Source organism: Enterobacter sp. Ap-1006, from assembly GCF_011752835.1.
Taxonomy (GTDB): domain Bacteria; phylum Pseudomonadota; class Gammaproteobacteria; order Enterobacterales; family Enterobacteriaceae; genus Cedecea.
This window is the reverse complement of sequence record NZ_VWWU01000003.1, coordinates 823,809-848,525: the sequence shown is the minus strand read 5'-3', so window position 1 is coordinate 848,525 and position 24,717 is coordinate 823,809. Positions and strand designations below refer to the sequence as shown.

Below are 24,717 nucleotides of genomic sequence, written 5' to 3'. Positions count from 1 at the left end.
GAGGGCTCATATATCGATAATGGAAGAAACGGGGTACTACCTTATGCGTAACGCTTTAAAAGTGCTTATCGCGGTCGCTGTGGTGATTACCGCCGGGCTGGTCTGGGCCTGGCCCTATATAGAGATGAGCTTTGAGGGTAGCGCCCATTACACCGAACAGGACAAGCGGGAATATAAATTTTACACCCCCGATATCCTGCGAGAAATGCCGCGTATTTCCCCCCGCTACGACTTTAATTATGTGAATATTACCGGGCCTGCCGCATTTATCCACGCAATCAGTTTCTATGATATTGATGACTCCGGTCGGGTTGATGCCTATCTGGAAGGAAAGGGATATATAAAACAAAAGGAGTGTCATATTAAAGCGATATGTTGGCGGGGGAGCGATCCCGAGGAGACGATTACGGTAAGCAATCTGAAAGAAGAAAAGATTATCCAGGTCGCCGTTATTTATAATTTCTGATTGCCGCTGCTTTTGCTGCGGCGGACGTTGCCGATAGCAACGTTCGGCTCCTTTCGGTATTTAGGATAACTTTATGCAAACCGTCAGGCCGTGGAGCGATTTCCGCTCAGGCATTGTCAGGGTTGTCAGCGCCGATGGCTTATGTATCGATAAAGCCAAGGGAGGGACGTTGCCTTATGCGTAACGCTTTAAAAGTGCTTATCGTAGCTGTGGGGATTATTACCGCTGGATTGATATGGGTCTGGCCCTATATAAAGATGGATTTTGCAGGCAGTGCCCATTACACCGAGCAGGACAAGCGGGAATATGAATATTATACCCCCGATATCCTGCGAGAAATGCCGCGTATTTCCCCCCGGTACGACTTTGACTATGCGAATATTACCGGGCCTGCCGCATTTATCCACGCAATCAGTTTCTATGATATTGATGACTCCGGTCGGGTTGATGCCTATCTGGAAGGAAAGGGATATATAAAACAAAAGGAGTGTCATATTAAAGCGATATGTTGGCGGGGGAGCGATCCCGAGGAGACGATTACGGTAAGCAATCTGAAAGAAGAAAAGATTATCCAGGTCGCCGTTATTTATAACTACTGATAGCCTCTGCTTTTGCTGTGCCGGACGTTGCCGATAGCAACGTCCGGCAACTAATCCTCCCTGATTTACGCTATCATGCTGCCCTAAAGAAACGGGTGTTAAAAGGGCAGGGGAATGAGCGTTAGTCGGAAAGGGATGCTGTATGTGTTGTTTGCGGCGGTGCTGTGGGGAAGCTCCGGGGTTTGTGCGCAGTACATCATGGAGCAAAGCCATATTTCCTCGGCGTCGCTGACCATGCTCCGACTGCTGTTCTCCGGCCTGATTCTGCTGATGCTGTCGTTTATGCACGGGGACAAAATCTTCGCCGTGTTTAAGCAACGAAACGACCTGATTTCCCTGCTGATTTTTACCCTCTGCGGCGCGTTGACGGTGCAGCTGACCTTCCTTTTGACCATCGAACAGTCCAACGCCGCGACAGCGACGGTGCTGCAATTCCTTTCGCCGACCATTATCGTGGCCTGGTTTGCCTTTGTGCGGAAAAAGCGTTCCGGCAAACTGGTTTATGCCGCGATTGGCACCTCGTTAATCGGGACGTTTGTGCTGGTGACTCACGGCAACCCAGCGTCGATTACCATTTCCGGCAGCGCGTTGTTCTGGGGTATCGCCTCCGCGTTTGCCGCAGCGTTTTACACGACTTATCCCTCGAAGCTGATTGCTCGCTACGGTACACTGCCCGTCGTGGGCTGGAGTATGCTGCTGGGCGGCGCGGCGCTGCTGCCGTTTTACGCCAGCCAGATCGGCAGTTTCACCGCCACCGGCGGCACGCTGCTGGCCTTCTTCTACCTGGTGATAGTCGGCACGGCGATCACTTTCAGCCTCTACCTGACAGGGGCGCAAATGATTGGCGGGCCAAAGGCCAGCATTCTTAGCTGCGCGGAGCCGCTGAGCAGCGCATTGCTCTCGGTGCTGCTGCTGGGCATTAGCTTTACGCTGCCGGACTGGCTGGGGTCGCTGCTGATTATCTCTTCGGTGGTGCTTATCTCTCTGGATTCCCGGGGCAAGCTGCATTCACACTAAGTCGCTACATTTTGCAAGGTTTAATTACCGGCAGAAATATCATATTTTGAGGGGTAGAAGTTGCCGTTGTGATACGGTAAAAAGTGCGCTTCCCGGCGCAAGTCTGCACCTCCGATAAAGGTATTTCAGTGTGATGATTGATAATCTGATTGAGCGAATCTCTTCCGCTTTAGACGCCGAATACACCCTGGAAGGTTTGGTCAGACAGCTGCTGGAAATGCTGGAGCTGGTGACTAACATGGAATCCACCTACCTGACCCGCATTGATGCGGAGGGTAGCCAGCAGCAAATTGTTTTCTCCCGCAATACCAGGGCGATGAATATTCCCGAAGGGCTTTCCGTGCCCTGGGAAGACACGCTATGTAAACGCGCTTTAGACGAAGGCCGCCGCTATACCTGCGATGTCGCAAGCGTATGGGGTGACTCTGAAGCGGCAAAGGCGCTGGGGATTGTGACCTACGTCAGCACGCCCGTGACCCTTGCCGATGGTTCGCTCTACGGCACGCTCTGCGCCGCCAGTTCTGAACAGCGCGAGCTGACCGATCATAGCGAACAGGTCTTGCAGCTGTTTTCTCAGCTGATTGCACAGCAGATTCAGAATGAGCAGCTATTGAAAAAGCTTCAGCAGGCCAACGTCGCGCTGACGACCGCCAGCTACACCGATGAATTAACCGGGTTGCCTAACCGCCGCGCGGTCTTCGATCAGCTGCCTCGTTTGTTCTCGCGCGCCAAAGATGACGCCCGCTACGTGCTGGTGGCCTTTGCCGATCTGGATGGATTTAAACAGATAAACGATCTGCACGGGCATGAAACCGGGGACGATTTCCTTTGCGCCATCGGCCAGCGGCTGAAAGAGGGCGTGAGGGGGGACGAAATATTAGGTCGCCTGGGCGGCGATGAGTTTATCGTTGCCGGTGCGGGGCCTACGGAATACAGCGAAGCTCTGCGAGCGACCATGGCTTTTCGTGCCAGACTGGCAGAGCTGCTGAGCGGCGAGTATCAGCTAAAATCCTGCGTGATTGATTATGCGGGGCCCAGCATCGGGGCTATCGCCGTGAATCCGGCTACTATCACGCCGGACGATGCGATACGCGAGGCGGACACGCTTATGTATGTGGATAAGAAGCGCCGTAAAAATGGCGCGGCGGTAAGCTAAACGCCGCGCGCAATCCTCAGGATGCTGGTGCTACTACAGCCTTATTACCGCTAAGTTCAGTCACCAGATCGTTCACACCGTCGCTCATGTTAACGAAGCGAGTCAGCGGCGAGCGCGTGACCACCACAAAAACGCCCACGTTATTCTGCGGCACCATCGCCATATAGGTAATGAAGCCGCCGCCGCCGCCGGTTTTCTGAATAATGCCCGGGCGGCCCTCTTTCGGTGACATCCAGACCCAGCCCATGCCCAGCGCGTCAGCTTTCCCCGGCACATCCATGCCAATGACCTTATGCAGCTGGCTGCGCTGATAAATCAGGGTTTGCATTCTGTCTGCCTGGCTGCCGCGATGATGGAAGTCGGAAGAGAGGAATTGCTGCATCCAGCGCATCATATCGCCGGGGGTAGAATAGACGCCGCCGCTGCCCACCGCCGCCAGCGTGTTATCGCAAGGGCTGGCGCCTTTCTCGGCAATCATCAGGCGCTTGCACTGGTCTGGTGACGGGGTAAAGGTGGTGTCTTTCATCCCCAGCGGGCGAGCGATTTGCTCATCGAACAGGTCGGCATATGGCCTGCCGGTTGCGCGGGACAGGGCATCAGCCAGCAGGTCAAACGCCAGGTTTGAATAGGCGGCCACGGTGCCCGGGGCGGCTTTCAGCGTGGCCTGCGAGAGCCAGTTCCAGCGCTGATCCCGCGTTGGCCAGGTGAACACCGTGCGGTGCACTGCGCCGCCGGGCTGTTCGCGCGGCAGGGCGCTGGTATGCGTGGCCAGGTTAATCAGCGTAATCGGCTGGCCGTTAAAGGTCGGCACCCGGGCGCCGGGAGGCGCATATTTGCTGAGCGGATCGTTGAGCTGAACCTTCCCCTGATCGAGCATTTTTACCAGCATTTCGCTGGTCATCAGCTTTGTCAGTGAGGCAATGCGGATCACCGAATCCAGCTGCGGGCGAACGTTATTGCCTGGCCGGGTATCGCCGAAGCTGCGAAACACCCGCTGGTTACCGTCAATCACCACGATAGCCATGCCGGTGGCTCCGCTGCCGTAATAAATATGGTTGGCATAGCGATCGACAACGTCGGCGGCAAATTCAGGTGCCGGAGACGGTTGCGCAAAACTGAGCGCCGGCAGCAGCGCAGCGGCCAGCAAAAGAAGACGAGGAAGACGAGTTTTCAACGCAAAAATCCAGTTTAAAAAATAAGGCGGTATAGCAGGTATTTATACTACTCCGCGCCCTTATGCAAAGCGTCAATTCAGCCTTTACGGCCTGAAAAGCGTAACCGTGCGTTACATCACCAGATGGCGCACAAAAGTTTGTCAGTTGCGGTTTAATAAAGCATTTTTTGCCTGTTTTTACACTCCGGCTGGCGCTGTTGCCCGGCGACCATAAAGAAAGATCTTAAATAAGATTAAAGACCGATGATTTCGCTACGCTGCTTTAGCAAAAAGTGCGTATTATCCTGCTCGTTATTAACGGTCTGAGTGCAACTATTTCTGAACCCCGGAATCTTAGTAACGGCTTAAGGCGTACCGCGATTGATTCAATTCTTTATGCGATACATCATCCCCTCGCATTAAAGAAGTGAATATGTCTACTAACCCGCTGTTTTATAAGTGCCTCCTGCATCCTCGCTATTGGCTGACCTGGTTTGGGCTGGGTGTGCTTTGGCTGTGGGTTCAGCTTCCGTACCCGGTATTGATGAAAATGGGCGACCTGATTGGCCGTTTCTCAATGCATTTTCTCAAGCGCCGGGTCACCATTGCCCGCCAGAATCTTCACCTTTGCTTCCCGCACTACAGCGAAGCGCAGGTTGAGGCCACCGTGCAGCAAAACTTTGCCTCCCTCGGCATGGGACTGATTGAAACCGGTATGGCCTGGTTCTGGCCGGATGAGAGAGTGCAAAAATGGTTTGATGTTCGTGGCCTGGAGCACATCAATGCCGCCTGCGACAAAGGCAAAGGCGTGATGGTTATCGGCGTGCATTTTATGTCGCTGGAGCTGGGCGGGCGCGTCATGGGGCTGTGTCGCCCGATGATGGCGATGTACCGGCCGCACAACAACAAAGTCATGGAATATGTGCAAACCCGTGGGCGCTCGCGCTCCAACAAAGCGATGCTCGACAGGCGTAACCTGAAGGGAATGGTGAAAGCGCTGAAATCCGGCGAGGCGGTGTGGTTCGCCCCGGATCAGGACTATGGTCCGAAAGGCAGTTCTTTTGCGCCTTTCTTCGCGGTTCAACAGGCTGCGACAACCAACGGTACCTTTACTATTGCCCGCCTGGCAAAACCCGCCATTCTGACCACGGTTTTGATCCGCAAGCCTTGTGGGACGGGCTACCAGCTGGTCATCGAGCCGGAGCTCTGTGATTATCCCGGCGAAGATGAGCAGGCCGCCGCAGCCTATATGAATCGTAAAATTGAGCACGAAATTATGCGCGCGCCGGAGCAATATCTGTGGCTGCACCGCCGTTTTAAAACCCGACCTTTTGGCCACGCCAGGCTTTACACGATTTAATCTTCAGGCAGGCGTGCCACGTTTTTGAAGTGCGTTGGCAGGCCTGAACCCGGCCTTGTGGTAGCGGGGAAGAGGCACAACGGTCTCCTGGCCCCCGCATAAAAACGGCCGAGGCCATTCTCAAAGGCTGGCGCCAGCTTATGTAAGCCTCTCTCACTCCTTGATACAACATTCTGCAAGCATTATCGTAGAACGTTCGCTATAACCGGCAGATATAACAACAAAAAGTCGTACCAGGAGTGTTGTCATGTTCAAATCTTTCTTCCCGTCGCCGAAGCTGTTTTTTCTTTCGGCGGCAATATGGGGACTACTCGCAGTCATATTTTGGCAGGCCGGCGGCGGCCTGTGGTTGGAAAACCTTGCGGGCGCGAGTCAGCAGGTTCCCCTCAGTGCAGCCCGCTTCTGGACGCTAAAATCCTTTGTTTTCTATGCTTTTTATGCCGTATGTGTGGGGCTTTTTGCCGGGGCATGGGCGCTGATAAGCCCGCATCCATGGCAGCGCTGGTCAGTCCTTGGCTCCTCGCTCATTATATTTGTGACCTGGTTTTTAGTCGAAGTTGGGGTGGCGATAAACGCCTGGTATAACCCATTCTATAACCTGATCCAGACGGCGCTTAGCGCACCGAATAAGGTATCCATCAGCCAGTTCTATAGTGAAACGGGCGTGTTTCTTGGCATTGCTCTGATTGCGGTGTTGGTTTCCGTGCTGAATCTCTTTTTTGTCAGCCACTATGTCTTCCGCTGGCGCACCGCAATGAACGACTACTATATGGAACACTGGCAGAAGCTGCGCCACATCGAAGGGGCGGCCCAGCGTGTGCAGGAAGATACTATGCGTTTTGCCGATACGCTCGAAGGTCTGGGGGTGAGTCTGCTGCAGTCGGTGATGACGCTGATTGCCTTCCTGCCCATCCTGGTGTCGCTTTCTCCGCACGTTAAGGAATTGCCGATTCTTGGCGCGGTGCCTTATGGTCTGGTGATTGCGGCCGTTATCTGGTCATTAATGGGGACCGGATTGCTTGCCGTGGTAGGGATAAAACTGCCGGGGCTACAGTTTAATAACCAGAAAGTCGAGGCTGCATATCGTAAAGAGTTGGTGTATGGCGAAGATGATGCCTCAAGAGCCACTCCGCCGACGGTAAAAGATCTGTTTAGCCATATTCGCTATAATTACTTCCGTCTCTATTTCCACTACACCTATTTCAATATTGCCCGCGTTCTCTACTTACAGGTTGATAACGTTTTTGGCCTGTTCCTGCTGTTTCCATCGATTGCTTCCGCCGCGATCACGCTGGGTTTGATGACCCAGATAACAAACGTATTCGGTCAGGTTCGCGGGGCTTTCCAGTATCTTATTGGTTCGTGGAGCACGCTGGTTGAATTGATGTCTATCTACAAACGTCTGCGCAGCTTCGAGCGAACGCTGCAGGATGTGCCGGTGCCGGGCACCGAAGAAGCCGTCTGAGGCTAAAAGAAAAGGGATGGCGCAATGCCATCCCTTTCAGACTGGTGGTAAACACTGTGGACAGAAGAAATACCGGACAGCTTGTTAAAAAATCAGGAAAATCAATTTATTGATTTTCGGCTGATAACCACGAAGAGGGAAAAACCACGCTTTTTCCCCTCTTCGTCAGCAATCGTAAAGGGATGGCACAATGCCATCCCTTTTTACTGGTTCTTTCTGATCAATGCCCTGCGGAAGGAGCGCCCGGCGCTCCAGCCCGTATAAACGGCGGACGGGCAAACCAAATCACGACAATCAGCGCCATAAAGCCCCAGCCCAGCAGCCAGAAGTAGTCGATGGTCGACATCATATAGGCCTGCTGCTCAATGGTTTTATCCACCACGGCCAGGTGCTGCTGCGTGGCGCCGCCCATCTTGTGCAGGTAATCCACCGCCGACGGATTGTAGGTTGAGACGCTCTCTGTCAGGTTGGCATGGTGATAAACCTCGCGGCGCGACCAAATCCAGGTGGTCAGGGACGAAGCAAACGACCCGCCAAGCACGCGGAAGAAGGTTGCCAGCCCGGAGCCTTCCGCGACCTCAACGCCGTGCAGGTTCGACAGCACAATGGTGGTGATCGGCATGAAGAAGAACGCCACGCCAATCCCCATAAACAGCTGCACTTCGGCGATGGTGCGGAAATCCACGTTGGTATTAAACTGCGCGCGCAGCAGGCACGAAGCGCCCATGGTCAGGAACGACAGCGTGGCCAGCAGGCGCATATCAACCTTGTTGGCGTAGCGCCCGACAATCGGCGTCAGCAACAGCGGCAACACACCCATCGGCGCGGCGGCCAGCCCGGCCCAGATGGCGGTGTAGCCCATCTGGGTTTGCAGCCACTGCGGCAGAATAATGTTGATGGCGAAGAACGCCGCGTAACCCAGCGTCAGCGACAGCGTCCCGATGGCGAAGTTGCGGTCGGCAAACAACCGCAGGTTGACTATCGGGTGGCGCTCGCCCAGTTCCCAAATGACAAACGACACCAGCGAAACCGCGGAGATAACCGACATGGTGATGATCTCCGGCGAGGCGAACCAGTCGAGATCATTCCCCTTATCCAGCACCACCTGCAGCAGCCCCACGCCCAGCACCAGCAGCGCAATCCCGATGTAGTCGATAGGGGCTATAGTGGTCGTTTCTTCACGCTCGCGCAGCTGCGTCCAGACCACGATGGCGGCAAAGATCCCGATCGGCACGTTGATGTAGAAGATCCACGGCCAGGAATAGTTATCGGTGATCCAGCCGCCGGTGATTGGCCCGACAATCGGCGCGACAACCGTCACCATCGACAGCAGCGCCAGCGCCATACTTCGCTTGCTGGACGGGAAGATAATCAGCAACAGCGTCTGGCACATCGGGAACATTGGCCCGGCGAAAAAGCCCTGCAGCGCGCGGAAGATAATCAGCTCGGTCATGCTGTGGGCAAAGCCGCACAGGAACGAGGTGAGGGTGAACAGCGCCACGGAGCCGACGAACAGTTTGAGCTGCCCGAACCGGCGGGTAAACCAGCCGGTCAGCGGCAGGGCAATGGCGTTACACACCGCGAACGAGGTGATAACCCATGTACCCTGGTCGGCGCTGACGCCGAGGTTACCGGCGATCGTCGGCAGCGCCACGTTAGCGATGGTGGAGTCCAGTACCTGCATAAACGTCGCCAGCGACAGTGCGATCGTCGCCAGCAGCAGGCTGGGAGGCGTAAACGCCGCCTTATCTTGCATAACGTCTCTCTTAGCGGTTGGCTGACGCTACCGGCTGGCTGTTGTCATGAAGGATTTTGGTGACCAGTTGGTCGGCTTCGTCCAGCGCGTTCTGGTAAACGTCGGTGGTAAAGCGCGGCGCGGCGACGGTTTTTTGCGGCAGCAGGTGGCCGTCTGCATTGCGAATATCAACGCGAGCGAACATCGACAGGCCTACCCGCAGCGGGTGTTTCTGCATGTCGTGCGGATCAAGCGTGATGCGCACCGGCAGACGCTGAACGATTTTGATCCAGTTCCCGCTGGCGTTCTGGGCCGGTAACAGCGAGAAGGCGCTGCCGGTGCCGATGCCAAGGCTTTCAATGGTGCCGTGATACTCCACGTCGTCCCCGTAGAGATCGGCGGTGAGCGTTACCTTCTGCCCCAGGCGCATGTCCTGCATCTGGCTCTCTTTGAAGTTAGCGTCAACCCAGACCTGGTCCAGCGGCACAATCGCCAGCAGGGTGGTGCCGGAATCAACCCGCATTCCCAGCTGAACGGCGCGTTTAGCCACAAAGCCGCTAACCGGCGCAACGATGGTACTGCGTGCGTTATCGAGGAAGCGCTGGCGCAGCGTGGCTACGGCGCTTTTAATTTCCGGATGGCTGTCGATAACCGTGTCATCCACCATCGCTAAATTAGTGCGTAATGCCTGCTGGGCGGCGGTGAGATCGCTTTGTGCGCTGGTGACGGCATCGCGATAGTGGGCCAAATCTTCAGCGGCGATAGCGCCGGTGGCAAAAATCTTCTGGCGACGAGCGTAGTCGCTCTGTGCGGTTTGCAGCGCAACTTGCTTCGCGGCGACCTGGGCCCGGTAGTTATCCGCGGTGCTGTAAAGCCCACGTACCTGACGCACGGTATTTGCCAGGTTGGCTTCTGCCTGCTGGAGCGCGATTTCGGTGTCGCTTGGGTCGAGCTGCACCAGCGGCTGCCCTTTTTCGACGTAGTCACCTTCATCGACGCTGACCTGAGTCACCGTGCCGCCGATTTGTGGCGTCAGCGTGACCTGGTTGCCGTTGACGTAGGCGTCGTCGGTGGTTTCGTAGTAGCGCGCGTAAAGCATGTACCACGCCACGCAGCCGGCGCCGATCAGCAGCAGGATAATGAGAAAAATGGCGAAGTTACGCTTGCGCTTGCTCGGCGCGCGTTCAACCTGCTCGGTAGAGGTTTGCATTTTTATGTGGCCTTAATCAGAAAGCTTAGAGGTGGCGCTCGGTGATCTCATCCGGGAGCATTTTGATCAGCAGCTCATTGAGCTGCTTTGCTTCTTCAGGCGTCAGGCGCTCGGTAAGGGTGCCGATGATCGACGCCAGCGCATCGTTCTGGAAAGCTTCGCACAGCTCTTGCCCTTTCTCGGTCAGCGCCAGAATGACCTGGCGTTTATCTTCGGGATTCACGTTTCGCACGATCAGATCTCGCTTCACCATTCGTTCAAGCATGCGGCTCATGGCGCCGGTATCCATCACCAGGTTTTTGCTGACTTCAACCGGGCTGTTAAAGCCCTTAAAGATGCTTATCAAGACTTTAAATTGCGCACCGGTGATGCCCATCGGCGAAAAGTACTGGGTGATGAGCTGGTCTTTGAACTGGTTCGACAGGTGAATCAGCAGGCCAAGGTGCAGTTTGGAATAGGGATTATCCGTAGTATTACTCATGGTATTTGCCTGGTCAGTAGTTGCAAATGAAATTACTGACCAGGCATCTAGTTGTCAATCGGTGATTTCCAGTAGCGCACAAACTGAAAAACAGGCAGGGTGGTGCGGTTGATGATGAAAGGGAGTGAAATTAACATGGTGGGTTCTTTCTTTCCGGCCCGGCGGCTTGCCGTGCCGGGGCTGCTGTCACTGCTTGTGCTGGCCGGTTGTACAACTAAAACCACAACGCCGGGTACCACGACAACGGCGGCAAAACCGGTAGATATCGAAACCCTGGCCCAGCGTAAAATCCCTGACGGGGTGAAGGACCGCGCGGGGCTGGCAAAAGATCTGCTGACGACCCTGAAAAGCCAGAACCTCGAGCAGAGCGAAGAGAATATCTGTTCGGTGCTGGCGGTGGCGCTGCAGGAGTCTAATTTGCAGGCCGATCCGGCGGTGCCGGGGTTGAATAAAATTGCCTGGAAAGAGATCGATCGTCGCGCGGAAAAAATGCACATCCCGCCGCTGCTGGTGCACACCGCGCTGCGCATTAACTCCCCCAACGGCAAAAGCTATAGCGAGCGGCTGGATAACGTCAAAACCGAAGGGCAGCTCAGCGCTATTTTTGATGATTTCCTGACGATGGTGCCGATGGGGCAGAAGCTGTTCGGCAGCTTTAACCCGGTACGCACCGGCGGCACGATGCAGGTCAGCGTGGCGTTTGCCGAGAAACATACCGATGGCTACCCGTGGAAAATAGAGGGGACGGTGCGGCAGGAAGTTTTCACCCGCCGCGGTGGGCTTTGGTTCGGGACTTACCACTTGCTTAATTACCCGGCTAACTATACGAAACCGCTTTATCGCTTCGCCGACTACAACGCGGGCTGGTACGCCAGCCGCAATGCGGCTTTCCAGAGCGCAGTGAGTAAGGCGACGGGCGTGAAGCTGGCGCTGGACGGGGATCTGATCCTTTACACCAGCGATAAACCGAGCAGCACCGAAATGGCGGTACGTAAGCTGTCGAAACAGCTGGATATGAGCGACAGCGAAATCCGCCGGGCGCTACAAAAAGGCGACAGCATTGGGTTTGAAAAAACCAGTCTTTACAGGCAGGTCTTCGCGATAGCGGAGAAAAAGGCGGGGCAGCCGCTGGCCAGAGAAGTGCTGCCGGGGATCGTGCTTGAAAGCCCTAAAATCACCCGTAATTTGACCACGGCCTGGTTTGCAAAACGCGTGGACGACAGGCGGGCAAGCTGTATGCAGAGGTGACGATGGCGGGCGGAAGCGGCAAAGCTTCCGCCTTTTTGATTAGTAATACCAGGCGGAGTGGCGGCGCTTTCTCAGGCGTATTGTCAGGGCGACAATGCCGATGGCGACAGCGCCAAGCAGGAAGGGAATCAGCCCGAACAGGGTGCTGACCGCCAGGCCCATCTCAATGCGCGGGCGGCTGGCATCGTTGCCTTGCGCCAGGTATTCCAGCAGGCCGGGCGCCTGCACAATAAGATTCAGCATTTGGGTGGCCACCCAGAAGCAAAAGAGAACGAACAGCGCATAGGCAATATTGCCCGGCACCGATCTTTCTGATTTTGCTGTCATTATGACCCGAGTAGCCGGAATAACGGCTTTCGACAATGAAATATCAGGCATCACGACCTCCCGTAAAAATGCGATCTGAACCGAATGTGGGACATCTCATGGCGTGAATTTTGGCAGGTGATAAGCGTTGTCAATATCAGATTGCTGGTAATTTGGAGGCCAGAATCCTCCTGGATTTGCATTTTTTGCTCAAGTTCACATTTTTGTAACCTAAGGCAAATCTCGTTAACATTATGCTAGCGGAGTGCGTGGCAACCGCGCGTTTCTCTGCCGCCGATGTGCGACAATGCCAGCAGGCTTATTTTTGAATGCGTGAGGCGGCTATGTTAACCCTGAAAATGCGTCGGGACTGGCACTACTATGCGGTGGCGATTGGGCTGATTTTTATTCTGAATGGCGTGGTCGGCCTGCTGGGCCTGGAAACAAAGGGCTGGCAGAGCTATGCGGTGGGACTGGTGAGCTGGGCGATCGGTTTCTGGATTGCGGGCTTTATTATCCGCCGTCCCCGGGAAGAGTCGGACACGGCGGAGCCTTAAGGATTACGAAGTGATCGAGCTTTTCAGCGCGCAATCCTGCTGGTGGCGCTCAAGGGCAAGCTCAATCAGGCGGGTTATCAACTCCTGGTAGCTGATACCGCTGGCCTGCCACAGCTTGGGATACATGCTGATGTTGGTAAAGCCCGGCAGCGTGTTGATCTCATTGATGATTACGTCGTTATTTTCCGTCAGGAACACGTCGACACGGGCCATGCCGCTACATTCCAGCGCCTGATAGGCACGAACCGCAATTTTACGGATTTTGTCGTTAACGTCGGCGTCGAGCGCTGCCGGAACGACAACCTGTGCCGCCTGCTCATCAATGTACTTGGTGTCGTAAGAATAGAACTCGCTGTTCACCACGATCTCGCCGCAGGTGCTGGCCTGCGGGTAATCATTCCCCAGCACGGCGCACTCGATTTCACGGCCTTTAATGCCGGTTTCAACCACCACTTTATGGTCAAACTCAAAGGCTAACGCCACCGCCGCGTGATATTGCTCTTCGGTGCTGGCTTTGCTGACGCCGACGGAGGAACCCTGGTTGGCTGGCTTGACAAACAGCGGCAGACCCAGCTGTTTTTCAACCTCGGCGAAGCTGATTTTGGCGCGGTTAGCGCGGGTTAGCGTGATGAACGGAGCCACGTTCAGGCCCGCATCGCGCAGCAGGCGTTTGGCGACGTCTTTATCCATGCTGACCGCTGAGCCCAGCACGCCGGAGCCGACGAACGGCAGATTGGCGACGCGGAGCATGCCCTGCAGGGAACCGTCTTCGCCCAGCGTGCCGTGCACAATCGGGAAAATCACGTCAATTTGGGAAAGCTGTTCTGCGGTGCTGGTTTCAATCAGCTGGTGTTCGGTCTGGCCGGGGACCAGCGCCACGTTTTTCTCTGACCGGTTCAGGGCGATAAGCGCCGGATTGTTGGCGTTCAGCAGGTAGCTGGACGCATCGTTGATATGCCACTGGCCCTGTTTATCAATCCCCAGCAGCACAACATCAAACTTCGACTTATCAATGGCGTCGACGATATTTTTTGCCGACTGCAGCGACACCTCGTGTTCTGCCGATTTTCCACCAAACACGATACCAACCCGCAGTTTTGCCATGCCTTTAATCCACCCATAAACTTTACGAAAGAGGACAACATAGCACGCTCATTCCGGGGATTCATGTGGTTCCTGCAACAACCTGTCCGGTCGGGCAGGATATGTGCTTTAGTAAGCAATCATGTCTGGATCGTAATGACAGCGCCGGGGCGCTGACGGCAATATTCATTAGTGTGATAAGCTTTCCAGAAATCGTTCTATTCTGGTTGCATCCCATTTGAAAAAGCGCGCTATGGAGTCCTGGAAGGTCAATCTCATTTCGGTCTGGTTCGGCTGTTTTTTTACCGGCCTTGCGATCAGCCAAATTTTGCCTTTTCTTCCGCTCTACGTTGAGCAGCTTGGCGTCACTTCCCACGAAGCCCTTTCCCTCTGGTCCGGCCTGACGTTCAGCGTCACGTTTTTGGTTTCGGCTATCGTTTCGCCGATGTGGGGCAGCCTGGCCGATCGCAAAGGGCGCAAGCTGATGCTGCTTCGTGCCTCGTTTGGTATGGCTGTGGCGATTCTTCTCCAGGCCTTTGCCACCAACGTTTGGCAGCTGTTCCTGTTGCGCGCGGTAATGGGGTTAACGTCGGGTTATATTCCTAATGCGATGGCGCTGGTTGCCTCTCAGGTGCCACGCGAGCGCAGCGGCTGGGCTATCAGTACGCTCTCAACCGGGCAAATCAGCGGCGTGATTGTGGGCCCGCTGCTCGGCGGTTTTATGGCGGATCATCTTGGGCTAAGGCCGGTATTCTTTGCCACCGCGGGGCTGCTGATGGTCAGTTTCCTGGTGACGCTGCTGCTGATTAAAGAGGGCGCTCGCCCGAAAATCAGCAAAGATGAGCGCCTGACCGGGAAAGAAGTTTTCGCCACGCTGCCTTACCCCTGGCTGATCCTCAGTTTGTTTATCACTACGCTGGTGATCCAGCTCTGTAACGGCTCAATTGGCCCGATTCTGGCGCTGTTTATCAAACAGCTGGCCCCGGACAGCAACAATATTGCGTTTATGAGCGGATTTATCGCCGCCTTGCCGGGCATATCCGCGCTCTTTGCCGCACCTAAATTGGGCAAACTGGGTGACCGGATTGGCACTGAACGTATTTTGATGGCAACGCTGTGCTGCGCCGTAGCGTTATTCCTTGCCATGTCCTTTGTCACCTCGCCGATGCAGCTTGGCATCTTGCGCTTTTTGCTGGGCTTTGCCGACGGGGCAATGTTACCGGCGGTGCAAACGCTGTTGCTCAAATACTGCAGCGACCAGGTCACCGGGCGTATCTTCGGTTATAACCAGTCGTTTATGTATTTGGGGAATGTCGCCGGGCCTTTAATGGGGGCGGGGGTTTCCGCAATGGCCGGTTTTCGTTACGTTTTTGCGGCAACCGCCGTGGTTGTGCTGCTCAATGTCTGGCAGCTGGCGGTGGCTTTTAAGCGCAAGAATGCCCGTCAGGTGCAGGACGTGTAAAGCACTTAACCACCGGTCGGCTTCTCTGCCTGGGATATTAATGAGCGAAATATGAAGATTGATTTCGACTTATTATTCATTTAGTCCGCCGCTGTAGATTTAGAGAATAATATTCCATTATTCTTTTTTTGTGGTGCAAAAGATTCGTTGCCGGGATTATTATCAGAGAGAATCATTTTAATATTGCCGCTATTTGATTTGATGCACATATTTAACCTGGGATATTGCTCTCAGGTGGATCTGAGTGTTAACGTCATGCCTTAACCCCGCAGGGACTGAGAAAATGAAAAATCTTATTGCTGAGTTATTGGTTAAGCTCGCCGAAAAGGAAGAAGAATCGAAAGAGCTGGTTGCTCAGGTTGAAGCGCTGGAAATAGTGGTCACAGCCTTATTGAGACGCCTTGAACAGGGAGAACGTTCGGCGCTGGTTGCCAGCATTGAAGGGGCGTTAGATGATGCCTCCCCAAAGACGGCAGTGCCGGACCAGGATACCGAATTACTCCGACAATATTTAAAAAAGCTCCTTATCCATCCCCGTAGTTGAATCAAATTTCACTGTCATATTAGTGTCATAAGTCATTTTTATACTCGCTCTGTTTTTATTTATATTCAGTAGTTACTACATGGAGAAAATAAAGTGAAACAGAGCGTAATTATCGCCAGCCTGCTGCCTTTGCTGCTTGTCAGCGCCCCATCAAAATCACAAGAAACATCCTCTTCCCCTCTGGAAAATCGCGCCGCTCAGGGAGATTTAACTCAGCCGGGTGGTGCTCGCCGTATTACAGGCGATCAAACTGAAGCGATCCGTGCCTCGCTCAACAATAAAACAGCGAAGAACATTATTCTGCTGATTGGCGACGGAATGGGCGATTCGGAAATTACCGCCGCCAGAAACTATGCCGAAGGGGCTGGTGGTTTCTTTAAAGGAATTGATGCCTTACCGCTGACCGGGCAATACACCCATTATTCTTTAGACAAGAAAACGAAAAAGCCGGATTACGTCACCGATTCTGCTGCTTCCGCCACGGCGTGGAGTACCGGCGTGAAAACCTATAACGGTGCGCTGGGCGTGGACGTTGACGGGAAAGATCACGTCACCATCCTCGAACTGGCGAAGGCGGCCGGTAAGGCGACGGGCAACGTATCCACGGCGGAAATTCAGGATGCCACGCCAGCGGCGCTGGTTTCCCACGTGACGGGGCGTAAATGCTATGGCCCAAGCGCGACCAGCGAAAAATGTGCCACTAACGCGCTGGAAAACGGGGGCAAAGGCTCCATTACTGAGCAACTGCTGAATACCCGCGCCGACGTGACGCTTGGTGGTGGGGCAAAAACCTTTAGTGAAACGGCAAAAGCCGGTGAATGGAACGGGAAAACGCTGCGCGAGCAGGCCGATGCCCGTGGCTATCAGTGGGTGGACAACGCCGCCGGCCTTGCGGCGGTAACTGAAGCTAACCAGCAGAAACCGCTGATCGGTATGTTCGCCGACGGTAATATGCCTGTGCGTTGGGAAGGACCGAAGGCCACTTACCACGGGAATATCGATCAGCCAGCCGTGACCTGTACGCCTAATCCGAAGCGCGACAGCAGCGTGCCGACCCTGGCGCAGATGACCGAAAAAGCTATCGACCTGCTGAAAGGAAACGAGAAAGGCTTCTTCCTTCAGGTCGAAGGCGCTTCTATTGATAAACAGGATCACGCCGCTAACCCATGCGGGCAGATTGGCGAGACGGTCGATCTCGATGAAGCCGTGCAAAAAGCGCTGGAGTTTGCCCGTAAAGACGGCAATACCCTCGTTATTGTCACCGCCGATCACGCCCATTCCAGCCAGATTGTGGCGCCGGACACCAAAGCGCCTGGCCTGACTCAGGCGCTGAACACCAAAGATGGCGCGGTGATGGTCATCAGCTACGGCAATTCCGAGGGTGAATCTCAGGAGCACACCGGCACCCAGCTACGCGTGGCGGCCTATGGCCCACATGCAGCCAATGTGGTGGGGCTGACCGATCAGACCGACCTGTTCTACACCATGAAATCAGCGATGGCGCTGGAGTAAAGGTGAGCTTGCGTAACAGGTAAGAAAAAAATGCGGCGGAAACGTCGCATTTTTTTTGCCTTAGGCCAGACTTTAAACGTCACAATAAAAAAGGAATAAGGTATGAAATTTTCATTATTAGCGGTGTTACTGGTAGGGCTGGTTGGGTCAGCAACGGCGGCGGATAAAACGATGACGCCGCAGCAGCAGCGTATGACGACCTGTAATCAGCAGGCGGCTTCGCAGTCTCTGAAAGGGGACCAGCGTAAGAGCTACATGAGCAGCTGTCTCAAAGGGGAAGCGCCTGCCGCGGCGGGGAAAACCCTGACGCCTCAGCAACAAAAAATGAAGGACTGTAATGCGGACGCGGCGAAGCAATCGCTGAAGGGCGACGCCAGAAAAACCTTTATGAGTAATTGCCTGAAGAAAAAATAAGTTGTTTTGAATCACCCTCACCCCGGCCCTCTTCCTGAGAGGGAGAGGGGGAAACGGTTGATTTATGCTCGATCTAATCCCCTCTCCCCCGCGGGGAGAGGGTTAGGGTGAGGGGCTATATCAAAATCAGGACTTCCCGAGCAGCTCTGACTTCGCCATACACTTCACCATCGCTTCCATCACGGCGGCGCGGAAACCTTTCTCTTCCAGCACTTTGACCGCTTCAATGGTGGTGCCGCCAGGGGAACAAACCATGTCTTTCAGCTCACCCGGATGGGTACCGGTTTCCAGCACCATCTTCGCCGAGCCCATCACCGCCTGAGCGGCAAACTGATAGGCCTGTTTGCGCGGCATACCGCCCAGCACGGCGGCATCGGCCATGGCTTCGATAAACATAAATACGTAAGCCGGGGCAGAGCCGCTGACGCCCACGACCGGGTGGATCATCGCTTCGCTTACGACTTCGGCCTGGCCAAAGCTGCGGAAAATGCTCACCGCATCGGCAATGTCTTCCGGCGTGACTAGCGCGTTTGGCGTGACCGACGTCATGCCCGCGTTCACCAGTGCAGGGGTATTCGGCATTGCCCGGATAATTTTCCGGTCATGGCCCAGCACTTTGGCCAGGGTTTCCAGAGTGATACCCGCGGCAATGGAGATAATCACGGTGTCTTTGTTCAGGTCGGAGTTAACTTCGTTCAGCACCTTAAGCATGATGTTTGGCTTCACGGCACCAAAGACGATGTCGGCTATCTGCGCAACTTCCTGCGCACTTTGCGCCGGGTTAATACCATATTCTTCGCACAGGGCCTGAACTTTGTCCGGCGACGGGGTGTAAATCCAGATATTGCCGGCAGGCACAAGGCCGCTGGAAATCAGGCCGCCGAGGATGGCTTTGCCCATGTTACCGCAGCCAATAAACCCTATTTTCTTGTCCATAGCATGACTCCATGGTGATGTGTTTTGTTATTTGATGGTAATAGCTTAACCAGACTTCTGACAAATCTAATGGGGATAAAATTCTGCAATGTGTCGCCATAAAAATAAACTGGAAAATCAATTCATTGATTTTCGGCTGCTCACCACAAAGAGGGAAAAACCACGCTTTTTCCCTCTTTGTCAGCAATCTCTTAACGCGCTTTTTACCGCTTAGGCTATGTTTGCACGCAACGGCGAACGGCCGGGGTGGAAACAGATAAATTTTGTCATTCGATAAAAGCACGGCAAAATCGCCCCCATTCCCACCGAAAGTCAGGAGCCATAATGCAAATTTGGGTGGATGCCGATGCGTGTCCAAAAGTCATCAAAGAGGTGCTGTTTCGCGCGGCAGATCGCGCTCAGGTTATGGTCACGCTGGTGGCTAATCAGGGGATGAAAACGCCGCCTTCGCGGTTTATTCGCAGCCTGCAGGTTGCCTCTGGATTTGACGTGGCGGATAACGAAATAGTGCGTCGCTGCGAGAAAGACGATTTGGTTATCACTGCCGATATTCCGCTGGCGGCAGATGTGCTGGAGAAAGGGGCGGTGGCGCTGAATCCCCGGGGCGAGCTTTATACCCCTGCAACCATTCGTGAACGCCTGACGATGCGTGACTTTATGGATACTCTGCGCGCCAGCGGCGTGCAAACCGGCGGGCCGGACAGCCTGAGCCAGCGCGACCGCCAGCAGTTTGCCAATGAGCTGGAAAAGTGGCTGCTGAAGGTCGCGCGGGCGCAAAAGTCTTAGATAAAGCTGTCGTCGTCGTCGCCGTAATCGTCGCCGCCAAAATCATCGTTACCGTAATCGGTATTGTCCTGCGACTGCCAGCCGCCCTGGTTCAGGAACTGACGGTCGTCGACCTGGCTGTAGTCGTTGACCGAGTCGAATGAGCTGTTGTCGAAGGTCGGCGCCGGTTCATTGATAATATTGACGATCTCTTCCGGCTGGCTGCGGTGGAACATGCTGGTCAGCATTTCTGCCACCACGACACCACCGGCTACGCCCGCTGCGGTTTGCAGCGCACCAGATAAGAACCCGCCTCCAGCACGTGGAGCGCTGGCTGGGGCAGCCTGTTGCTGTGGTGCACCATATCCGGCAGGGGCACCATATCCGCCCTGTTGTGGCGCGCCGTAGCCTGGCGCAGAAGAGGTGCCATAGTTCTGGCTACCCGGAATCGGATCGGAGCCACGAGCAGTATTATTACTGTTGCTGCTGCCGCCGCCGAACAACCCGGCAAGGAAACCGCCGCTGCTTTGCTGCTGGCGAGATTTCTGCTCCAGCTCGCTCACCTGCGCTTCCAGGGCCTGAATTTTGCCATTCAGCTGCTTCATGGCCGCTTCCTGGATAAGGATCGTCTGCGTCATGTAGTAGGCGGCACCCGGCTGCTGGCTGAGGTGTTGCGCAATCCGCTGTTCGGCGGCCGCATCGCGGGTGGCACTTTGGCTTTCGGCCTGTTTCAGACGGTCAAAAAGCCCGTCAATAAGACGCTGCTCTTCAGCTTGCATGGTTCATACCTCTGTCATGATGAAATCTTAAAACGAGTCTGGATCACATTCAGCGTAGGTGAAACGCCTTAATCGTAAAGCTAACCATAAATGTGTTACCGAATCTCAGATTAAGGGTTGTCATTGGCCTGGCGTTTAAAGTATTGTGGCGCAGTTAGCAGGTGGTGGATTTAGTTTACACTTGTTACGTATCAGTTAATGCCGTTATAGCTGGATTTTAAGCGACAGGTTTCATTTTTTGTAACTATAAGTTTACACTTGTCGCGTACTAGTTTAGTGGTATTATCGCATTCTGTTTGCCTGCTTTTACCCCTTGTGGCCTCAGGCCCGCATTTCCGAGGATTATCTTTGATGACTCAACCCCTATTCTTAGTCGGCGCTCGCGGCTGTGGTAAGACGACCGTCGGTCAGGCATTGGCGAGAACGCTGGGTTACGCCTTTGTCGATACCGATAGTTTTCTGCTGAACCACACCGGCAAGAGCGTGGCGGAGATTGTGGCCGAAGAGGGCTGGGAAGGGTTTCGGGCTCGTGAATCTGATGCGCTGCAGCGTGTGACGGCCCCGGCGACCGTGGTGGCGACCGGTGGCGGTATGGTGCTGGCAGAGGGCAACCGGCAGTTTATGCAGGAAAACGGCATCCCCGTTTGGTTACATGCCCCGGCGCAGGTCCTGGCTTCACGCCTGACCGTCTCTCCGGAAGAAGGGCAGCGCCCAACGCTCACAGGGAAAGGCGTTACCGATGAAATCGTTGACGTGCTCGCGGCTCGCGAAGGGCTCTACCGGCAGGTTGCCCGCCACATTGTGGACGCCACTCGCTCTCCTGATGCGGTAGTGGAAGCAATCCTCAGCGCGTTACAAATGGCCCGCGCCAGTTAGCCTATACTTAACGCTCATCCATAAGAAATTGAGGACGAGTGATGGCCATTCAACTGCTTTCCTTCGGGTGCCTGACCTGCATCTTCAGGCGTACGCCGCGCGTGCGACCTCCTGCATAAGAGAAACTTTTATCTCATTCATTTAGCTAAAATATATTCCTTAGAGATGTTGCTCAGTAGTTGATGTTTCGTTAAGGATTTCGATGTCGCTCTGGTTGTATGCTTCGGATTGTGGCGATCGAAAAACGATCGCCCCGGCGGAGTTATTTCATAGCGGACGTGGAGCAATGCAGCGAAGAGGGCGGTAACTGAGTAATAGCGGAGCGAAGCATGAAACCAACTGTAGCCATTCTCACCGTCGGCAAAGTGTCAGTCAGTGAGGTTTTACCTTTTTTAACTGAACATATCTCTGAACAACAAATCTCCCAGGTCAGCCTGTTGGGCAATCTCTCCCCCGATGAGGTTCGCCGTCAGTTTTCCCCGTCCCCCGGTGAAGAAACGCTGCTCACGCTATTGGCGGATAACACCATTACGTCAGTCGGGCGGGATAAAATCTCCATTGCGATGCAGGGCATCATCGAACAGCTGGATAATCAGGGCTACGAAGTTATCCTGCTGATGAGCACGATGCCGCTGACGGGGTTAAGCGCCCGCAATGCTATCCTGCTGGAGCCTGAGCGCATCATTCCTCCGCTGGTGGCGTCGATTGTGGATGGTCATCAGGTAGGGATCATTCTGCCGGTTGCAGAAATGATTAAGTTTCAGGAGCTGAAGTGGCGCAAGCTGACCCATCCACCGCTTTACTCGCTTGCGAACCCGATCCACGGTAGCGAAGCCGAGCTGCTGGAGGCCGGAAAAAAACTGATGGCTGAAGGGGCGGATGTTCTGGTCCTCGACTGCCTTGGCTACCATCAAAAACACCGGGATTTACTGCAAAAGCAGCTGGATGTGCCGGTGCTGTTATCCAACGTACTGGTGGCCAGATTAGCCGCAGAATTGCTTATCTGAACGGAATTAACAATTTGCGTGACAGGCCGGAGAGTTCGCCTCTATAGTGGTTTTTTCACTAATGTCGATAAAGGGCCTGTCCATGCTTCAGAGTAACGAGTACTTCTCCGGGAAAGTAAAATCCATCGGTTTTACCAGCAGCAGCACTGGCCGTGCGAGCGTTGGGGTGATGGCGGAGGGGGAATACACCTTCGGGACCGCCCAGCCGGAAGAGATGACCGTAGTGAGCGGTGCTTTGCACGTTTTGCTGCCGGGGGAAACAGAGTGGAAAACCTATGCTGCGGGCGAAGTCTTTAACGTTCCAGGCCACAGCGAGTTTCATCTGCAGGTTGCTGAGCCAACGTCCTACCTTTGCCGCTACCTGGCCGATAAATAACTGACTTTCAGGCCCCTCGTTTCACCGCGAGGGGCTTTTTTTATGCGTTAGCCACGGCAATTAACGCTGTGCTTCTCCGCCGAGGGCTTCCACCAGGTTGGTAATCAGCGCCGACAGCTCGCCGGTCATCAGAATAAAATCGGCGTCGAAACGCCCGCCAAAATCTTCCCGGTCGATATCGTCGTTCTGTTCGCGCAGGATATCGGCAAACTTCAGGCGTTTGACTGAGCCATCGTCCGCCAGCACGAACTGAATACGCTCCTGCCAGTCCAGCGCCAGCTTGGTGACCACTTTGCCGGTTTCAATGTGCGCGGCGATTTCATCGCACACCAGCTCTTGCTGCTTGCAGCGGATCACGCCGCCGCCTTCAAGGATAGCCTTGAGCTCAGCTTCGTCCATCAGCGCAAAACCTGCCGGAACATCCCCTGAGCGGACCCACTCGGTCAGCGTCAGTTCGATAGGGTTTTCCAGCGCCAGCGGGACCACCGGCAGAGAACCCAGGCTTTTACGCAGCAGGGCCAGCGTATCTTCCGCTTTTTTGGCGCTGGCGCAGTCAACCATGATCAGGCCGTTGACGGTGTCTATCCACATCATAGTCTGGCTAAAGCGGCTGAAAGCGCGCGGCAGCAGGGAGTGCAGCACTTCGTCTTTGAGGGAATCTTTCTCGGTCTTCTTCAGCTTGCGGGCCTGTTCCGCTTCGAGCTTATTGATTTTGGCTTCAAGAGCCTGTTTGATGACCGGAGCGGGCAGAATTTTTTCTTCTTTGCGGGCGCAAATCACAATCTGGCCGTTGGCAACATGGGTTAATGCATCGCTGTGCGAGCCCATCGGCGACACCCAGCCGGTTTTGGCCATGTCCTGGCTGCCGCAAGGGGTGAAGGTGAAGGCGGCTAACTGTTTTTCCATTGCATCCGCCGTCAGCGTGATGTCACGGCTTAAACGGTAAACCATTAAATTTTTAAACCACAGCATGATTCTGTCCCAGGTTGTCAGTTAAACGCAGCGGGCATGATAACGAATTGACGGCCTCGTTTCATTGTCTTTGCTTGGCCTGCATTTTAGGTAGTTGATAATTATCACCAAATGAGGAAGTTCTTGTGCGTATAGGTATCGATCTCGGTGGGACTAAAACAGAAGTGATCGCGCTGGCAGACGACGGTAAACAACTTTATCGCCACCGTTTGCCCACGCCAAAAAACGACTACCACGCCACCATCAAAAACATTGTTGAGCTGGTGCGGCTGGCGGAAGAAGCCACGGGCGAGACCGGTACGGTAGGGCTTGGGATCCCGGGATCGATCTCCCCTTATACCCGAGTGGTGAAAAATGCGAACTCAACCTGGCTGAACGGGCAGCCGTTTGACAAGGATCTTAGCGTGGCGCTCAAGCGCGAAGTCAGGCTGGCGAACGATGCTAACTGCCTGGCGGTGTCGGAAGCGATTGACGGCGCTGCCGCAGGGGCGCCGATTGTCTTCGCGGTGATCATCGGCACCGGCTGCGGCGCGGGCGTGGCGATCAATGGCCGGAGCCTGATCGGCGGCAACGGCACCGCGGGCGAGTGGGGGCATAACCCGCTGCCGTGGATGGATGAAGACGAACTGCGTTTTCGGGAAGAAGTGCCTTGCTACTGCGGTAAGCAGGGGTGCATTGAGACCTTTATTTCCGGCACCGGATTTGGCACGGACTACCAGCGCCTGAGCGGAAAAACGCTGAAAGGGCACGAAATCATCAGCCTGGCAGAGCAGCAGGATCCGCTGGCAGAGCTGGCTATCAGCCGCTATGAGACGCGTCTGGCGAAGGCGCTGGCGCATATCGTCAACATTCTCGATCCGGATGTGATCGTGCTGGGCGGCGGGATGAGCAACGTGGAGCGTTTATACCGGACGGTGCCGCAGCTGATCAAACCGTGGGTGTTTGGCGGCGAGTGTGAAACGCCCGTTCGCAAAGCGGTGCACGGGGATTCCAGCGGCGTTCGCGGTGCGGCGTGGCTGTGGCCGATAGAGAAGTAAATCGCCCCTCACCCCGGCCCTCTCCCCATGGGGGAGAGGGAGAAAACAACCGGTCAGAACGGCAGGCAATCTATTCCCTCTCCCCATGGGCAAGAAGGGGATAAAGAAGCTGTGGGAAACTATTCATCCCCTCTCCCTTTTAGGGAGAGGGTAAAAAACCAGAAGCGATACTGCGGTTTAAGTTAGTGCCGGAGATAAAGC

26 protein-coding genes are annotated in these 24,717 nt (G+C 54.8%); 17 read left to right on the top strand and 9 right to left on the bottom strand.

Going from position 1 to position 24,717, the window contains the following annotated elements; all coding sequences use genetic code 11:
• Nucleotides 1-43: 43 nt before the first annotated feature.
• The 4 genes from F3J28_RS12240 (at nucleotide 44) to F3J28_RS12225 (ending at nucleotide 3,238) form a co-directional block, all read left to right on the top strand.
• On the top strand, nucleotides 44-466 hold the full coding sequence (locus F3J28_RS12240; RefSeq protein WP_166876219.1) for a hypothetical protein: 423 nt from the start codon (nucleotides 44-46) through the stop codon (nucleotides 464-466).
• A 176-nt stretch (nucleotides 467-642) separates the two neighbouring features.
• On the top strand, nucleotides 643-1,065 hold the full coding sequence (locus tag F3J28_RS12235) for a hypothetical protein (protein ID WP_166876216.1): 423 nt from the start codon (nucleotides 643-645) through the stop codon (nucleotides 1,063-1,065).
• A gap of 114 nt (nucleotides 1,066-1,179) precedes the next feature.
• Nucleotides 1,180-2,082, top strand: a complete 903-nt coding sequence (locus F3J28_RS12230) for an EamA family transporter (protein WP_166876213.1) — start codon at nucleotides 1,180-1,182, stop codon at nucleotides 2,080-2,082.
• 133 nt (nucleotides 2,083-2,215) lie between these two features.
• Nucleotides 2,216-3,238, top strand: coding sequence for a sensor domain-containing diguanylate cyclase (locus F3J28_RS12225; RefSeq protein ID WP_166876637.1), 1,023 nt, complete (start codon nucleotides 2,216-2,218; stop codon nucleotides 3,236-3,238).
• A gap of 16 nt (nucleotides 3,239-3,254) precedes the next feature.
• Here F3J28_RS12225 and ampH read toward each other — a convergent pair whose 3' ends face one another.
• The gene (gene ampH / locus F3J28_RS12220) at nucleotides 3,255-4,412 is read right to left on the bottom strand and encodes a D-alanyl-D-alanine-carboxypeptidase/endopeptidase AmpH (protein WP_166876210.1); all 1,158 of its coding nucleotides are present in this window, start codon (nucleotides 4,410-4,412) and stop codon (nucleotides 3,255-3,257) included.
• A 412-nt stretch (nucleotides 4,413-4,824) separates the two neighbouring features.
• Between ampH and lpxP the strand changes: the two genes are divergently transcribed.
• Together lpxP and sbmA are read left to right on the top strand one after the other, a co-directional pair.
• Entirely contained in the window at nucleotides 4,825-5,751 is a 927-nt protein-coding gene (gene lpxP / locus F3J28_RS12215; RefSeq protein WP_166876206.1) for a kdo(2)-lipid IV(A) palmitoleoyltransferase, read from the top strand.
• 247 nt (nucleotides 5,752-5,998) lie between these two features.
• Nucleotides 5,999-7,216: a peptide antibiotic transporter SbmA gene (gene sbmA, locus F3J28_RS12210; RefSeq protein WP_166876204.1), complete on the top strand. Its 1,218-nt coding sequence runs from the start codon at nucleotides 5,999-6,001 to the stop codon at nucleotides 7,214-7,216.
• A gap of 220 nt (nucleotides 7,217-7,436) precedes the next feature.
• On the opposite strand, the gene F3J28_RS12205 is transcribed toward sbmA, so the two are convergent.
• The 3 genes from F3J28_RS12205 to F3J28_RS12195 are packed head-to-tail and all read right to left on the bottom strand — an operon-like array spanning nucleotide 7,437 to nucleotide 10,642.
• Nucleotides 7,437-8,972: a DHA2 family efflux MFS transporter permease subunit gene (locus F3J28_RS12205; protein ID WP_166876201.1), complete on the bottom strand. Its 1,536-nt coding sequence runs from the start codon at nucleotides 8,970-8,972 to the stop codon at nucleotides 7,437-7,439.
• A gap of 10 nt (nucleotides 8,973-8,982) precedes the next feature.
• Nucleotides 8,983-10,161, bottom strand: coding sequence for an HlyD family secretion protein (locus F3J28_RS12200; RefSeq protein WP_166876198.1), 1,179 nt, complete (start codon nucleotides 10,159-10,161; stop codon nucleotides 8,983-8,985).
• A 25-nt stretch (nucleotides 10,162-10,186) separates the two neighbouring features.
• Nucleotides 10,187-10,642: a transcriptional regulator, SarA/Rot family gene (locus F3J28_RS12195; RefSeq protein WP_166876195.1), complete on the bottom strand. Its 456-nt coding sequence runs from the start codon at nucleotides 10,640-10,642 to the stop codon at nucleotides 10,187-10,189.
• A 135-nt stretch (nucleotides 10,643-10,777) separates the two neighbouring features.
• On the opposite strand from F3J28_RS12195, the gene F3J28_RS12190 reads away from it, so the two are divergent.
• Nucleotides 10,778-11,890, top strand: coding sequence for a DUF1615 domain-containing protein (locus tag F3J28_RS12190; RefSeq protein WP_166876634.1), 1,113 nt, complete (start codon nucleotides 10,778-10,780; stop codon nucleotides 11,888-11,890).
• Nucleotides 11,891-11,929: 39 nt separating this feature from the next.
• Here the strand turns inward: F3J28_RS12190 and F3J28_RS12185 are convergent, their stop codons facing one another.
• Entirely contained in the window at nucleotides 11,930-12,268 is a 339-nt protein-coding gene (locus F3J28_RS12185; protein ID WP_166876192.1) for a DUF2755 family protein, read from the bottom strand.
• Nucleotides 12,269-12,540: 272 nt separating this feature from the next.
• On the opposite strand from F3J28_RS12185, the gene F3J28_RS12180 reads away from it, so the two are divergent.
• Complete coding sequence (locus F3J28_RS12180; protein ID WP_166876189.1) at nucleotides 12,541-12,753, top strand: DUF2754 family protein; 213 nt, start codon at nucleotides 12,541-12,543, stop codon at nucleotides 12,751-12,753.
• A gap of 3 nt (nucleotides 12,754-12,756) precedes the next feature.
• On the opposite strand, the gene ddlA is transcribed toward F3J28_RS12180, so the two are convergent.
• Nucleotides 12,757-13,857, bottom strand: a complete 1,101-nt coding sequence (gene ddlA / locus F3J28_RS12175) for a D-alanine--D-alanine ligase (RefSeq protein ID WP_166866425.1) — start codon at nucleotides 13,855-13,857, stop codon at nucleotides 12,757-12,759.
• A 232-nt stretch (nucleotides 13,858-14,089) separates the two neighbouring features.
• On the opposite strand from ddlA, the gene F3J28_RS12170 reads away from it, so the two are divergent.
• The 4 genes from F3J28_RS12170 (at nucleotide 14,090) to F3J28_RS12155 (ending at nucleotide 17,768) form a co-directional block, all read left to right on the top strand.
• Nucleotides 14,090-15,298, top strand: coding sequence for a multidrug efflux MFS transporter (locus F3J28_RS12170; protein WP_166876186.1), 1,209 nt, complete (start codon nucleotides 14,090-14,092; stop codon nucleotides 15,296-15,298).
• A gap of 283 nt (nucleotides 15,299-15,581) precedes the next feature.
• Nucleotides 15,582-15,842 (top strand): anti-adapter protein IraP, encoded by a 261-nt coding sequence (gene iraP / locus F3J28_RS12165; RefSeq protein WP_166876183.1) that lies wholly within the window; start codon nucleotides 15,582-15,584, stop codon nucleotides 15,840-15,842.
• Nucleotides 15,843-15,935: 93 nt separating this feature from the next.
• Entirely contained in the window at nucleotides 15,936-17,354 is a 1,419-nt protein-coding gene (gene phoA, locus F3J28_RS12160; RefSeq protein WP_039290692.1) for an alkaline phosphatase, read from the top strand.
• Between the two features lie 102 nt (nucleotides 17,355-17,456).
• The gene (locus F3J28_RS12155; protein WP_008454479.1) at nucleotides 17,457-17,768 is read left to right on the top strand and encodes a PsiF family protein; all 312 of its coding nucleotides are present in this window, start codon (nucleotides 17,457-17,459) and stop codon (nucleotides 17,766-17,768) included.
• A 126-nt stretch (nucleotides 17,769-17,894) separates the two neighbouring features.
• On the opposite strand, the gene proC is transcribed toward F3J28_RS12155, so the two are convergent.
• Nucleotides 17,895-18,704: a pyrroline-5-carboxylate reductase gene (gene proC / locus F3J28_RS12150; RefSeq protein WP_166876180.1), complete on the bottom strand. Its 810-nt coding sequence runs from the start codon at nucleotides 18,702-18,704 to the stop codon at nucleotides 17,895-17,897.
• Between the two features lie 324 nt (nucleotides 18,705-19,028).
• On the opposite strand from proC, the gene F3J28_RS12145 reads away from it, so the two are divergent.
• Nucleotides 19,029-19,490, top strand: coding sequence for a YaiI/YqxD family protein (locus F3J28_RS12145; protein WP_008454481.1), 462 nt, complete (start codon nucleotides 19,029-19,031; stop codon nucleotides 19,488-19,490).
• On the opposite strand, the gene F3J28_RS12140 is transcribed toward F3J28_RS12145, so the two are convergent.
• Entirely contained in the window at nucleotides 19,487-20,248 is a 762-nt protein-coding gene (locus tag F3J28_RS12140) for a DUF2076 domain-containing protein (RefSeq protein WP_166876178.1), read from the bottom strand. The genes F3J28_RS12145 and F3J28_RS12140 overlap by 4 nt on opposite strands.
• A gap of 351 nt (nucleotides 20,249-20,599) precedes the next feature.
• Between F3J28_RS12140 and aroL the strand changes: the two genes are divergently transcribed.
• The 3 genes from aroL to ppnP all read left to right on the top strand — a co-directional run bounded on the left by aroL (nucleotide 20,600) and on the right by ppnP (nucleotide 22,507).
• Nucleotides 20,600-21,124 carry a shikimate kinase AroL gene (gene aroL / locus F3J28_RS12135; protein ID WP_166876175.1) on the top strand — a complete coding sequence of 175 codons (525 nt, stop codon included), beginning with the start codon at nucleotides 20,600-20,602 and terminating at the stop codon, nucleotides 21,122-21,124.
• Between the two features lie 329 nt (nucleotides 21,125-21,453).
• Nucleotides 21,454-22,131 carry an AroM family protein gene (locus tag F3J28_RS12130; RefSeq protein ID WP_008454484.1) on the top strand — a complete coding sequence of 226 codons (678 nt, stop codon included), beginning with the start codon at nucleotides 21,454-21,456 and terminating at the stop codon, nucleotides 22,129-22,131.
• 82 nt (nucleotides 22,132-22,213) lie between these two features.
• Nucleotides 22,214-22,507: a pyrimidine/purine nucleoside phosphorylase gene (gene ppnP, locus F3J28_RS12125; RefSeq protein ID WP_008454495.1), complete on the top strand. Its 294-nt coding sequence runs from the start codon at nucleotides 22,214-22,216 to the stop codon at nucleotides 22,505-22,507.
• A gap of 60 nt (nucleotides 22,508-22,567) precedes the next feature.
• Here the strand turns inward: ppnP and rdgC are convergent, their stop codons facing one another.
• Complete coding sequence (gene rdgC / locus F3J28_RS12120) at nucleotides 22,568-23,479, bottom strand: recombination-associated protein RdgC (protein WP_008454497.1); 912 nt, start codon at nucleotides 23,477-23,479, stop codon at nucleotides 22,568-22,570.
• Between the two features lie 125 nt (nucleotides 23,480-23,604).
• Here rdgC and mak point away from each other — a divergent pair, with 125 nt between their 5' ends.
• Nucleotides 23,605-24,516: a fructokinase gene (mak, locus tag F3J28_RS12115; protein ID WP_166876172.1), complete on the top strand. Its 912-nt coding sequence runs from the start codon at nucleotides 23,605-23,607 to the stop codon at nucleotides 24,514-24,516.
• The last annotated feature ends 201 nt before the right edge of the window (nucleotides 24,517-24,717 follow it).

Excerpts from the sequence above, each read along its gene's own strand:
- F3J28_RS12145 (WP_008454481.1), top strand. The coding sequence starts at position 19,029 with ATGCAAATTTGGGTGGATGCCGATGCGTGTCCAAAAGTCATCAAAGAG.
- sbmA (WP_166876204.1), top strand. The coding sequence starts at position 5,999 with ATGTTCAAATCTTTCTTCCCGTCGCCGAAGCTGTTTTTTCTTTCGGCG.
- F3J28_RS12205 (WP_166876201.1), bottom strand. The coding sequence starts at position 8,972 with ATGCAAGATAAGGCGGCGTTTACGCCTCCCAGCCTGCTGCTGGCGACG.
- F3J28_RS12235 (WP_166876216.1), top strand. The coding sequence starts at position 643 with ATGCGTAACGCTTTAAAAGTGCTTATCGTAGCTGTGGGGATTATTACC.
- F3J28_RS12130 (WP_008454484.1), top strand. The coding sequence starts at position 21,454 with ATGAAACCAACTGTAGCCATTCTCACCGTCGGCAAAGTGTCAGTCAGT.
- lpxP (WP_166876206.1), top strand. The coding sequence starts at position 4,825 with ATGTCTACTAACCCGCTGTTTTATAAGTGCCTCCTGCATCCTCGCTAT.
- proC (WP_166876180.1), bottom strand. The coding sequence starts at position 18,704 with ATGGACAAGAAAATAGGGTTTATTGGCTGCGGTAACATGGGCAAAGCC.
- iraP (WP_166876183.1), top strand. The coding sequence starts at position 15,582 with ATGAAAAATCTTATTGCTGAGTTATTGGTTAAGCTCGCCGAAAAGGAA.
- F3J28_RS12225 (WP_166876637.1), top strand. The coding sequence starts at position 2,216 with ATGATTGATAATCTGATTGAGCGAATCTCTTCCGCTTTAGACGCCGAA.
- F3J28_RS12155 (WP_008454479.1), top strand. The coding sequence starts at position 17,457 with ATGAAATTTTCATTATTAGCGGTGTTACTGGTAGGGCTGGTTGGGTCA.
- F3J28_RS12230 (WP_166876213.1), top strand. The coding sequence starts at position 1,180 with ATGAGCGTTAGTCGGAAAGGGATGCTGTATGTGTTGTTTGCGGCGGTG.
- F3J28_RS12185 (WP_166876192.1), bottom strand. The coding sequence starts at position 12,268 with ATGCCTGATATTTCATTGTCGAAAGCCGTTATTCCGGCTACTCGGGTC.
- F3J28_RS12195 (WP_166876195.1), bottom strand. The coding sequence starts at position 10,642 with ATGAGTAATACTACGGATAATCCCTATTCCAAACTGCACCTTGGCCTG.
- rdgC (WP_008454497.1), bottom strand. The coding sequence starts at position 23,479 with ATGCTGTGGTTTAAAAATTTAATGGTTTACCGTTTAAGCCGTGACATC.
- F3J28_RS12180 (WP_166876189.1), top strand. The coding sequence starts at position 12,541 with ATGTTAACCCTGAAAATGCGTCGGGACTGGCACTACTATGCGGTGGCG.
- F3J28_RS12190 (WP_166876634.1), top strand. The coding sequence starts at position 10,778 with ATGGTGGGTTCTTTCTTTCCGGCCCGGCGGCTTGCCGTGCCGGGGCTG.
- F3J28_RS12200 (WP_166876198.1), bottom strand. The coding sequence starts at position 10,161 with ATGCAAACCTCTACCGAGCAGGTTGAACGCGCGCCGAGCAAGCGCAAG.
- F3J28_RS12170 (WP_166876186.1), top strand. The coding sequence starts at position 14,090 with ATGGAGTCCTGGAAGGTCAATCTCATTTCGGTCTGGTTCGGCTGTTTT.
- ddlA (WP_166866425.1), bottom strand. The coding sequence starts at position 13,857 with ATGGCAAAACTGCGGGTTGGTATCGTGTTTGGTGGAAAATCGGCAGAA.
- F3J28_RS12140 (WP_166876178.1), bottom strand. The coding sequence starts at position 20,248 with ATGCAAGCTGAAGAGCAGCGTCTTATTGACGGGCTTTTTGACCGTCTG.
- aroL (WP_166876175.1), top strand. The coding sequence starts at position 20,600 with ATGACTCAACCCCTATTCTTAGTCGGCGCTCGCGGCTGTGGTAAGACG.
- F3J28_RS12240 (WP_166876219.1), top strand. The coding sequence starts at position 44 with ATGCGTAACGCTTTAAAAGTGCTTATCGCGGTCGCTGTGGTGATTACC.
- ppnP (WP_008454495.1), top strand. The coding sequence starts at position 22,214 with ATGCTTCAGAGTAACGAGTACTTCTCCGGGAAAGTAAAATCCATCGGT.